This is a genomic window from Caballeronia sp. INDeC2, assembly GCF_023631325.1.
Taxonomy (GTDB): Bacteria; Pseudomonadota; Gammaproteobacteria; order Burkholderiales; family Burkholderiaceae; genus Caballeronia.
The window spans coordinates 24,930-36,225 of the sequence record NZ_JALQDG010000006.1 but is presented as its reverse complement, the minus strand read 5'-3'; the positions used below and the strand labels follow the sequence as shown (position 1 = coordinate 36,225).

6 protein-coding genes and 1 pseudogene are annotated in these 11,296 nt (G+C 63.2%); 6 read left to right on the top strand and 1 reads right to left on the bottom strand.

Annotated elements, in window-relative coordinates; all coding sequences use genetic code 11:
* Window positions 1–228: 228 nt before the first annotated feature.
* The 6 genes and pseudogenes from pcaF to NCS28_RS07245 all read left to right on the top strand — a co-directional run bounded on the left by pcaF (window position 229) and on the right by NCS28_RS07245 (window position 10,502).
* Window positions 229–1,431, top strand: coding sequence for a 3-oxoadipyl-CoA thiolase (gene pcaF, locus NCS28_RS07270; protein WP_250513188.1), 1,203 nt, complete (start codon window positions 229–231; stop codon window positions 1,429–1,431).
* A gap of 12 nt (window positions 1,432–1,443) precedes the next feature.
* Window positions 1,444–2,956: pseudogene (locus NCS28_RS07265) on the top strand (3-hydroxyacyl-CoA dehydrogenase).
* Window positions 2,957–2,980: 24 nt separating this feature from the next.
* Window positions 2,981–4,321, top strand: coding sequence for a phenylacetate--CoA ligase PaaK (gene paaK / locus NCS28_RS07260; protein WP_250513187.1), 1,341 nt, complete (start codon window positions 2,981–2,983; stop codon window positions 4,319–4,321).
* 224 nt (window positions 4,322–4,545) lie between these two features.
* A complete protein-coding gene (locus NCS28_RS07255) occupies window positions 4,546–7,734 on the top strand; it encodes an efflux RND transporter permease subunit (RefSeq protein ID WP_250513186.1) in 3,189 nt (1,062 codons plus the stop codon).
* A gap of 39 nt (window positions 7,735–7,773) precedes the next feature.
* Window positions 7,774–8,994, top strand: a complete 1,221-nt coding sequence (locus NCS28_RS07250; protein ID WP_250513185.1) for an efflux RND transporter periplasmic adaptor subunit — start codon at window positions 7,774–7,776, stop codon at window positions 8,992–8,994.
* A complete protein-coding gene (locus NCS28_RS07245; RefSeq protein ID WP_250513184.1) occupies window positions 8,994–10,502 on the top strand; it encodes an efflux transporter outer membrane subunit in 1,509 nt (502 codons plus the stop codon). The genes NCS28_RS07250 and NCS28_RS07245 overlap by 1 nt, the downstream gene beginning before the upstream one ends.
* A 165-nt stretch (window positions 10,503–10,667) precedes the next feature.
* Here NCS28_RS07245 and NCS28_RS07240 read toward each other — a convergent pair whose 3' ends face one another.
* Window positions 10,668–11,291 carry a hypothetical protein gene (locus NCS28_RS07240; protein ID WP_250513183.1) on the bottom strand — a complete coding sequence of 208 codons (624 nt, stop codon included), beginning with the start codon at window positions 11,289–11,291 and terminating at the stop codon, window positions 10,668–10,670.
* Between the last annotated feature and the right edge of the window lie 5 nt (window positions 11,292–11,296).

Here is an 11,296-nt window from a genome sequence, read left to right as displayed (position 1 = left end):
ATCGACGACGGTTTCGTGCTGACTTGCCAATGTCATCCGGTGAGTGAGCGGGTGGTCGTGAGTTTCGACGAGCGTTAAACGCCGTTCTGATTCCCTCGAAAGACGCGCATCGCAACGATGCGCACGAAGCCGAAGATTCCAAATCAATCAATTCAAGCGAGAAGTCGTTAGCAATGCAACCATTGCGCGGCTTCGCTGCGATCGATCATCCTCACATCGAGATTTGCCATGACTGAAGCCTTCATTTGCGATGCGATTCGCACGCCCATCGGCCGCTATGGCGGCGTTTTCAAGGACGTCCGCGCCGACGATCTCGGCGCCGTGCCCATCGCCGCGCTCATGAAACGCAACGCATCGGTGGACTGGGCGCAAGTAGACGACGTGCTCTACGGCTGCGCGAATCAGGCAGGCGAGGACAACCGCAACGTCGCGCGCATGTCGGGGCTGCTGGCGGGCTTGCCCATCGACGTGCCCGGCTCGACGATCAACCGCCTGTGCGGTTCGGGCATGGATGCGGTCGGCAGCGCCGCGCGCGCCATCAAGGCGGGCGATGGCGCGCTGTATCTCGCGGGCGGCGTCGAGAGCATGACACGGGCGCCTTTCGTGATGGGCAAGGCGTCGAGCGCTTTCTCGCGTTCGGCCGATATCTTCGATACGACCATCGGCTGGCGTTTCATCAATCGCGCGATGCGCGAGCGTTATGGCGTCGATTCGATGCCCGAAACCGCTGAGAACGTCGCCGTCGATTTCGGCATCACGCGCGATGCGCAGGACCGCTTTGCACTGCGCAGCCAGCAGCGCGCCGCGCGCGCACAGGCCGATGGCACGCTCGCGCAGGAGATCGTTGCGGTAAACGTGCCGCAAAAGAAGGGCGAAACGATTGCGATCGATCGCGACGAGCATCCGCGCGAAACCACGCTCGAAACGCTCGCGAAACTGAAGGGCGTCGTGCGTCCTGACGGCAGCGTGACCGCGGGCAATGCATCGGGGTTGAACGACGGCGCATGCGCGCTCATCATCGCGAACGAAGAAGCGGCGAAGCGCAATGGACTCACGCCGCGCGCGCGCATCGTCGGCATGGCGACGGCGGGTGTCGAGCCGCGCATCATGGGCATCGGTCCCGCGCCCGCGACGAAGAAGCTCCTCGCGCGCACGGGGCTCGCGCTGGAGCAATTCGACGTCATCGAACTGAATGAAGCCTTCGCATCGCGAGGCATCGCGGTGCTGCGTCAACTGGGCCTCGTGGAAGACGATCCGCGCGTGAATCCGAATGGCGGCGCCATCGCGCTCGGCCATCCGCTCGGCGCATCCGGCGCGCGTCTCGTCACGACCGCGATGTACGAACTCGAGCGCCGCAACGGCCGCTATGCGTTGTGCACGATGTGCATCGGCGTGGGCCAGGGCATCGCGATCGCGATCGAGCGCGTCTGAGGGCGGCGAAACATGACACAGGCCATCCGGACATCGGCTGTCGTCGGCGTGATCGGCGCGGGGGCGATGGGCGCGGGCATCGCGCAAGTCGCGGCGCTCGCGGGACACATCGTGCTGCTTTACGATCTCGACGCTAAAGCGCTCGACAAGGCGCGCGCGAGCATTGCGACGAGCGTGCAGCGTCTGATCGACAAGAAGAAGCTCGATCAGACGACGGGACACGAGGCTATCGACCGCGTGCGCATCATCACGAACCTCGCGGACTTGCGCACCGCATCGCTCGTCATCGAAGCCGTCGCTGAGAAGCTCGACGTCAAGCGGGGATTGTTCAGCGAACTCGAAAGCATCGTGTCGCCCGAGTGCATACTCGCGACCAACACATCGTCCATTTCGATCACGGCGATTGCCGCGCCCTTGAAGCATTCGTCGCGCGTGGTCGGCATGCACTTTTTCAACCCTGCGCCGCTGATGGCGCTCGTCGAAGTCGTAAGCGGACTCGCTACATCGGATGATGTCGTGCAGACGGTGTATGCCACGTCGGCCGCATGGGGCAAGAAGCCGGTTCATGCCAAGTCGACGCCGGGTTTCATCGTCAATCGCGTGGCGCGGCCGTTCTATGCCGAAGCGCTGCGCGTGCTCAACGAGCAAGGCGCGGACGTGGCTTGCATCGATGCCGTCATGCGCGATTCGGGTGGCTTCAGAATGGGCCCGTTCGAGCTGATGGATCTGATCGGTCACGACGTGAACTTCGCCGTGACGCAATCGGTGTTCAACGCGTATTTCAACGATCCGCGCTTCACGCCTTCGCTGATTCAGCAGGAACTCGTGAACGCAGGGTTTCTCGGTCGCAAGACGGGTCGCGGCTTCTATGACTATGGCGCCGATGCCGCGAAGCCTGCCGCGCGCATCGAGGTGCAGGTACGCACGCCATCGACGATCGTGCCCGGTGAAAGCGCGCCGTTGTACGAGCGTCTGCAAGCGCGTCTCGACGAAGGAAGCCCCAATCGCAACGATATGCCCGGCCTTATCGCGCAGATCGACGACGCCTGGCTCTTGCTCACCGATGGCCGCACCGCCACCGAACGCGCGCATGCGCTCGGCATCGACAACATCGTGCTGATCGATCTCGCGCTCGACTATGCGACCGCGCAAAGCGTCGCGCTCGCGCGTGCGCGTCGATGTTCCGACGATGCCTACCGCCGCGGCCGGCGCATTGACGAAGGCCGGCTATGCCGTGGTGTCATTGAACGATATAGCAGGCATGGCCGTGATGCGCACCGTCGCGATGTTCGTCAACGAAGCGGCGGACGCGGTGAATCAGGGCGTTTGCACGAGCGCCGATCTCGATCTTGCGATGGAGAAGGGCGTCAACTACCCGCTCGGACCGTTTGCATGGGGCGAGCGCATCGGCATCGCACGCATTCACGATGTGTTGCTCCATCTCGCGGCGCATTACGGCGAAGACCGTTATCGCGCGTCGCCGCTCATCGCGGCCTTGCGTTATTCGGGGCAACGCTTCCACTAGAGCGAATTCATTCATCGATCAATCATGCAGGAGACAAACGTGGTCCAATCCATTGCACAGCAAAGCGAACTGGAACCTATCGAGCGCGCGAGCCGTGACGAGCTTCAGGCGCTGCAGCTCGAACGCCTGAAGTGGACGTTGCGACACGCCTATGAAAACGTGCCGCACTATCGCCGCGCATTCGATGCCGCAGGCGTGCATCCCGAAGACCTGCGCGAGCTGTCCGATCTCGCGCGATTTCCGACCACGACGAAAACCGATTTACGCGACAACTATCCGTTCGGTCTCTTCGCGGTGCCGCGCGATCGGGTCGTGCGCGTGCATGCATCGAGCGGCACGACGGGCAAGCCGACGGTGGTCGGCTACACGGCTAAGGACATCGACACATGGGCCAATGTCACCGCCCGCTCGATTCGCGCCGCGGGCGGCCGCAAGGGCGATACTCTGCATAACGCCTTCGGCTATGGCCTTTTCACAGGCGGCCTCGGTATTCACTATGGTGCGGAACGCTTGGGTTGCATGGTCGTGCCGATGTCGGGCGGCCAGACCGAGAAGCAGGTGCAACTGATCCGCGACTTCGAGCCGAAGATCATTCTCGTCACGCCTTCGTACATGTTGAATCTGCTCGACGAGATGGCGCGCCAGGGCATGGACCCGGCGAACACGTCGCTCAAGATCGGCATCTTCGGGGCCGAGCCTTGGAGCCAGGGCTTGCGCAGCGAGATCGAAACGCGCGCGGGCATTCAGGCGCTCGATATCTACGGGCTTTCGGAAATCATGGGTCCGGGCGTCGCATGCGAATGCATCGAAACGAAGGATGGCCCGACCATCTGGGAAGATCATTTCTATCCCGAGATCATCGATCCGGTGACGGGAGAAGTGCTTCCCGAAGGCAGCACGGGTGAGCTCGTTTTCACCTCGCTCACGAAGGAAGCCATGCCGATGATCCGCTACCGCACGCGCGATCTCACTTCATTGCTGCCGCCGAGCGCGCGCTCGATGCGCCGCCTCGCGAAGATCACGGGCCGCTCGGACGACATGCTCATCATTCGCGGCGTGAATGTGTTCCCGAGCCAGATCGAAGAATTGATTCTCGCGATTCCGCGATTGAGCGGCCAATATCAACTGTGCGTATCGCGAGAGGGCCACATGGATGCGCTGTCGGTTTCCGTCGAAGCCCGCGCCGAAGTCTGTGCGACGTTGAACGACAGCGAGCGTGCCGGTCTTTCACGCGAGCTGCAAAGTCGCGTCAAGACGATGGTCGGCGTATCGACGCAAGTGCGCGTGCTCGATTCCGGCGAGTTGCCGACGACCGCGACGGGCAAAGCGAAACGCGTGCTCGATCTGCGTCCCGCGACCGTCTGAACGGCGGTTCAAGCAAGCGCCTCGCGTTCGGCGAGGCGCCATCCGATTCCCACCATTTTGGTGCGGCCTCGCATTCTTCTGCAGAAATACTTCCGCATAAACCCTCGCAACCGTTTGCGCGAATTGTTTTGTAAGCTTCTGTTGTGTCATCGTAGCGGGTGCATTCGCGCAATGGCGGACTGTATGCGAACAAACGAACATCAAACGGGACAGGCAGAACTTAGATGTGGATCGTCAGACTCGCGCTCAAGCGCCCGTACACGTTCATCGTCCTGTCGCTGCTTTTGCTGATCATCGGTCCGCTCGTCATTCTGCGCACACCGACCGATATCTTTCCCAACATCGATATTCCGGTAGTCAGCGTCATCTGGTCGTACACGGGTCTGCCGCCCGATCAGATGGAGCGCCGCATCACGCTGAATTACGAGCGCGGCTTGTCGGTGGCGGTGAACGACATCGAGCATATCGAGTCGGAATCGCTGCCGGGGATCGCGGTGATTCGCATCTACTTTCAGCCGAACGCGAACGTCGATGAAGCGATCGCCGAGATCACCGCGCTTTCGCAGACGCAGTTGCGCTCGCTGCCGCCAGGCATCACGCCGCCGAACATATTGCGCTTCAATGCATCGACGGTGCCGATTTTGCGGCTCGCGCTGTCCTCGGCGGAACTCACCGAGCAGCAGCTTTACGACTTCGGCAACAGCTTCCTGAAGACGCAACTCGCGACCGTGCAGGGCGCATCGGTGCCGCTGCCTTATGGCGGCAAGCAGCGGCAGATCATGGTCGATATCGACTCGCGCAAGCTGCAGGCGAAGAACCTCGCGCCCACCGATGTCGTCAACGCGATCAGCGCGCAGAACCTCATTCTGCCGACGGGCACGACGAAGATCGGCTCGACGGAATACTCGGTCGGACTGAATGCGAGCCCGGGCTCGATCGAAGGGCTCAACGACATACCGATCCGCACGGGTCCGGGCGGCACGATCTATATCAAGGACGTTGCGCATGTGCGCGACGGCTTTCAGCCGCAGACCAATATCGTGCGCGTGGACGGCACGCGCGCGTCCTTACTCACGATCAACAAGAGCGGCAATGCATCGACGCTCGATATCGTCGCGCGTGTGAAGAACCTGTTGCCGACGTTGCGCGGCATGGTGCCCGAGTCGCTCAAGATCGAGCCGGTCGCGGATCAATCGCTTTTCGTGCGCGCATCTGTGACGGGCGTGTTGCGCGAAGCGGTGATCGCAGCGGGCCTGACCGCGCTGATGGTCCTGCTCTTTCTCGGGAGCTGGCGCGCGACCCTCATCATCGCGATCTCGATACCGCTTTCGATGCTGACGTCCATCGTCGCGCTATCCGCGATCGGGCAGACCATCAACATCATGACGCTCGGCGGTCTTGCGCTGGCCGTCGGTATTCTCGTCGACGATGCGACAGTCGCAATCGAAAATATCAGCCAGAACCTGGAGCAGGGCAAGGAGCTAGAGCAGGCGATTCTCGATGGCGCACAACAGATTGCGGTGCCGACGCTCGTATCGACGCTCTCGATCTGCATCGTGTTCATTCCAATGTTCCTCTTGACCGGCGTCGCGCATTACCTCTTCGTGCCGATGGCCGAGGCCGTCGTGTTTGCGATGCTCGCGTCGTACTTCTTCTCGCGCACGCTGATTCCGACGCTCGCAAAATACCTGTTGCGTCATCACGAGCACATGGGCGGCGATGTCGAATCGATGAAGGGCTCGCGCAATCCGTTCGTGCGCATTCATCTCGCGTTCGAGCGCCATTTCGAATCCGTGCGCAGTCGCTATCGACGCTTTCTCGAAGCGCGCCTCATGCATCCGGGACGCTTCGCATCGCTGTTCCTGCTGTGCTGTCTGCTCTCGCTCGGGCTGGCACCGTTCCTCGGACGTGACTTCTTTCCGTCGATCGATTCAGGCGTGATTGCCCTGCATTTGCGCGCGAAGACCGGCACGCGCATCGAGGAAACGGCGGCACTGACCGATCGCGTCGATGCACGCATCAGGCAACTGATTCCACGCGGCGAGATTCGCTCGATTATCGACAACATGGGCTTGCCGGTGTCCGGCATCAATCTTTCGTATAGCAACACGGGCACGGTCAGTTCCGCCGACGCCGACGTGCTCATCAGCCTGAACGAAGATCACGCGCCGACAGAAGGCTATATCCACGAGTTGCGAAAGCGCCTGCCGCAAGAGTTTCCCGGCGTGACGTTCTCGTTCCTGCCCGCGGATATCGTGAGCCAGATCCTCAACTTCGGCGTTCCCGCGCCGATCGACATCTCGATCACCGGACGCGATGCGCAAGCCAATCGCGCGCTCGCGAACCGCTTGCTGGAAAAGATTCGCCGCGTGCCCGGGCTCGTCGATGCGCGCATCCAGCAGCCGTCCGATCTGCCTTCGATCAATGTCGAAGTGGATCGCACCAAGGCGCTGCAAGCGGGCTTCACGCAGCGCGATGTCGCGAACAACCTGCTCATCACGCTATCGGGCAGCCAGCAGACGACGCCCACGTTCTGGCTCAATCCCGTGAACGGCGTGAGCTACAACGTCATCACGACGGCGCCGCAATACGACATGGACTCGCTGCAATCGGTGGCGAACATTCCGGTCACATCGCCGAGCGGCAAGACCAATATTCTCGGCGCGCTCGCATCGTTGTCGCGCAGCGCGCGCGATGCGGTCGTGTATCACTACAACGCGCAGACCACCATCAATCTCTATGCGACGACCGAGCGGCGCGATCTCGGCGCGGTATCCGACGACGTGCAGCGCATCATCGACGAAGCGCGCGGCCAGTTGCCCAAAGGCTCGTCGATCGAGATGCGCGGCCAGGTCGAAACGATGAACGGTTCGTTCTCCGGTCTCGCGTTCGGCCTCATTCTTGCGGTAGTGCTCGTGTACCTGCTGATCGTCGTGAATTTTCAGTCGTGGCTCGATCCGTTCATCATCATCACGGCATTGCCGGGCGCGCTCGCGGGCATCGTGTGGATGTTGTTCCTCACGCACACGACGCTCTCGATTCCCGCGTTGACGGGCGCGATCATGTGTATCGGCATCGCGACTGCGAACAGCATTCTCGTGGTGAGTTTCGCGCGATCGGCGCTCGCCGAACACGGCGATGCAGTGCGCTCCGCGCTCGAAGCAGGCTATTCGCGCTTCAGGCCGGTGCTGATGACGGCGCTCGCGATGATGATCGGCATGGTGCCGATGGCGATCGGTCTCGGCGAAGGCGGCGAGCAGAATGCGCCGCTCGGACGCGCGGTGATCGGCGGCTTGATGGTCGGCACCGTCGCGACACTGTTCTTCGTGCCGGTCGTGTTCTCGATGATCTATCGGCGCATGGAAGCACGCGGCAAGGGACCGGGCGCGGCGGCCAGTGAAGCGGCGCACTAGAACAATCCAATAAGCAATCGATCAGTGGGTGGAGCAAGAATGAAAGAGCAGGGCTCGCAACGATCGGGCAATCAGCGGCGAGGGCGCTTATGGCTCGTGATCGCGCTCGTGGTGATCGTCGCGCTCGTCGCGCAAGGCATACTCTCGCGGCGCGCGGCGCATGCGGAACTCGAGCGCGATGCGAACGAGCATGGCATGCAGACGGTGGAGATCATCAAGCCGTCGCGCATGAAGGCGTCGCAGGATCTCGTGCTCGCCGGCGACATCCGCGCGTTCTCCGATGCGCCGATCTTCGCGCGCACGAATGGTTACCTGAAGCGCTGGACCGTGGATATCGGCACGAAGGTGAAGAAGGGCCAGTTGCTCGCGGAGATCGATGCGCCCGAGATCAACGATCAGCTACGCCAGGCTCGCGCCGATGCGCAAACGGCGCGCGCGAACTATCTTCTCGCGAAGACGACGGCGCAACGCTGGGCCGAGATGCTGAAGAACAACTCGGTGTCGCATCAGGAAACCGATGAGAAAAACGGCGACATGCTCGCGAAGGAAGCGGCGCTGAATGCTGCGCAGGCGAACGTGTCGCGGCTCGAACAGCTCGTGTCGTTCCAGAAGATCTATGCGCCATTCGATGGCGTCGTCACGGCGCGCAATACCGATGTCGGCCAGTTGATCGATGCCGGTAGCGGTGCCGCGGGCCGCGAGCTCTTTCACATTCAGGATGCGTCGACGTTACGCGTGTTCGTCGATGTGCCGCAGGCGTATGCGCGCATGATCTCGGTCGGTTTGCCCGCGGAGCTGCTGCTCAACGAAGAGCGCAATCGCAAGTTCGACGGCGTCACGGTGCGCACGTCGGGCGCGGTCGATCCCGTCGCGCGCACGATGCGTGTCGAGGTCGATGTGAAGAACCCGACGGGCGAGTTGCTCGCGGGTGCGTATGCGCAAGTGCGCTTTCGTCTGACGAGTGCGAATCCGTCCTTCACGCTGCCGGGCAATGCGCTGCTGTTTCGGCCCGATGGCGTGCATGCGGCGAGCGTCGACGCGAACAATCGCGTGAAGCTTCTGCCGATCACGCTCGGCACGGACTATGGCACACGCGTGTCCATCGTTTCCGGCTTGAAGGGCGACGAGCGCGTGATCGTGAATCCGCCCGATTCGATCATCGACGGCGCGGCGGTGCGTATCGGCCGCGCGAATACGGCCGCGCCTGCGAGCGAGGGCGCGCGCGGCGGGGCGGCGAAAGCGGAAGGAAACGAATCCTGATGATTCGCGCATCGGTCCGACTCGTTGCATGGCTAACTATCGGCGCATTGGGCGGCTGCGCAATGGGTCCGGACTACGTCCGGCCCGACGTGCCGGTGCCCGCGGCATACAAGTCGCAGACGCCGTCCGATCTGCCGCCTGCATCCGCTGCGGCATCGCAAGACTGGAAGCCCGCGCAACCCGCCGACGCGAAGCCGCGTGCGCCCTGGTGGGAGGCTTATGGCGATCCGCAACTGAACGCGCTCGAAGAACGCGTCATGAGCGCGAATCAGACCGTTGCCGCGGCCGCCGCGCGTTTTCGCGGGGCGCGTGCGGCCGCCGCACAAGCGCGTTCGGCCTACTTCCCGACGATCACCGCGAATGCTGCATTCAATCAGTCGCGCGCGTCGTCGAACGTGCTGTACAAATCGAGCGCGGGCGTGACCGTGCCCGACTATCTGGTCGATGCGCAAATCTCCTGGGAGCCGGATCTGTGGGGGCGCATCTCGCGTGCCGTCGAAGGCGGTCGCGCGCAAGCGCAGGCGAGCGCCGCGGACCTGCAAAGCGCGATTCTGTCGATGCAGGCCGAGCTCGCGACCAACTACTTCGACTTGCGCGGCATCGTCGAAGAAGAGCGCTTGCTGGACGCTACGCTGCAAGCCTACGGGAAAGCGCTCGCACTCACGCGCGATCGCTTCGCGGGCGGCGTCGCGGCGGAATCGGACGTGGCGCAGGCGGAAGAGCAGTTGCGCGCGACGCAGGCGCAACGGATCGATCTGGAGACTTCACGCACGAGCCTCGTCAACGCGATCGCGATTCTCGTCGGCGAGAATCCGTCGAACTTCACGCTCGATGTCGCGCCGCTCAACGAAGCGCATTCGCCGCATCCGTCCGCCGCGCTCGCCGTGTTGCCGCTCAGCGTGCCGTCCGCGCTGCTCGAACGGCGGCCGGATATCGCGGCGGCGGAACGGCGCGTCGCCGAGGCGAATGCGCGCGTCGGCGTGGCGACGGCGGCGTTTTTCCCGAACCTGCTGCTTGCCGCGACGGGCGGTCTCGAAGCGACGCACTTTTCGTCGTGGCTCGAAGCGCCGAGCCGCTTCTGGTCGCTCGGTCCGCAGCTTGCGTTCACGGTGCTCGATTTCGGCGGACGGGCGGCCGCTCGCGACGCGGCGCGCGCCGCCTACGACGAGAACGTCGCCGATTATCGGCAGACGGTGCTGACCGCGTTCGGGCAAGTGGAAGACAACCTGAACGCGCTGGACGTGCTGCGCCGCGAAAGCGAAGCACAGCGCGATGCGGTCGATGCCGCCCAGCGCGCGCTCGGCAAGGTGAGCAACCGCTACGAGAACGGCGCGATCACGTATCTGAGCGTCGTGGTGACGCAAGCGATCGTGCTGTCGGATCAGCGCACGGCGGTGCGCATCGAGCGGCGGCGCATGGCGGCGAGCGTCGCGCTCGTGAAGGCGCTGGGCGGTGGTTGGACCACGGTCGAACTGCCGAGCGCCGAAGAGGTATCGCGGCGCGATTGAATTTTGCGCGGTGCATGCAAAGTGCAATCGGGCATTGCGCATCGTGCATGCAGAGCCACTAAACGCCTATATTCCAATGTCGACGAAACTGAGCTATCGCGTGCAAGGCACCAATGCATTGTTTCTTGACTCGGAAAAGCGCTGAGCACGTGCATGGACACGGCCTTAGACGAGCAAAAACACACCGCATGCGATCAGCGCCGCACTCCAGATCCAGTCGACATTGATCCAGCCGCTTCGCAAAAAACCAAGACCGCCGCGCTCCTGAAGGGACATCGCCAACATAGAGATCGCGGCGATCACGCAGAGCATCGCGGCGGTGTGGACGGTCAGCGCGAGCGCGCTGGCTTCGAACGCCGTGTTCGAGACCGTGCCGCTACATAGCGGCAACAGCGCCGGCACGAGCATCAGCCCCGCGCCGTGCGCGCTCGACATCACGAACGACCACAGCGCGAGACCCGCAAGCCCGGTGCGCATGCCGACGGTCGGCCGTCCGCGATGCCCGCACCACGCGCTCCACACGCCCCAGCCGATCAGAAGCGTTCCGCATGCTCGCGCGAGCACGTCATGGCCGATCACCATGCCGAGCGTGAGCGCGCCCGCGAGCACGAGCGCGACCGATGCCGCGTGACCCAACGCGATCGGCACGAGCGACACGAGCGCAACGCGGCGGCTGCGCGCATAAAGACCGAGCGCGACCGCGAAGAGCCATCCCATCGCCGGATTGAGGCCGTGAAACGCGCCGAGGCCCGCGGCCGTGAAGAGGAGCGCGGGCGAAGCGGCATCCATGCGAG

Bases quoted from the DNA above. Each gene is read 5' to 3' on its own strand.
- NCS28_RS07245 (WP_250513184.1), top strand. From the start codon at position 8,994: ATGATTCGCGCATCGGTCCGACTCGTTGCATGGCTAACTATCGGCGCA.
- paaK (WP_250513187.1), top strand. From the start codon at position 2,981: ATGCAGGAGACAAACGTGGTCCAATCCATTGCACAGCAAAGCGAACTG.
- NCS28_RS07240 (WP_250513183.1), bottom strand. From the start codon at position 11,291: ATGGATGCCGCTTCGCCCGCGCTCCTCTTCACGGCCGCGGGCCTCGGC.
- NCS28_RS07255 (WP_250513186.1), top strand. From the start codon at position 4,546: ATGTGGATCGTCAGACTCGCGCTCAAGCGCCCGTACACGTTCATCGTC.
- pcaF (WP_250513188.1), top strand. From the start codon at position 229: ATGACTGAAGCCTTCATTTGCGATGCGATTCGCACGCCCATCGGCCGC.
- NCS28_RS07250 (WP_250513185.1), top strand. From the start codon at position 7,774: ATGAAAGAGCAGGGCTCGCAACGATCGGGCAATCAGCGGCGAGGGCGC.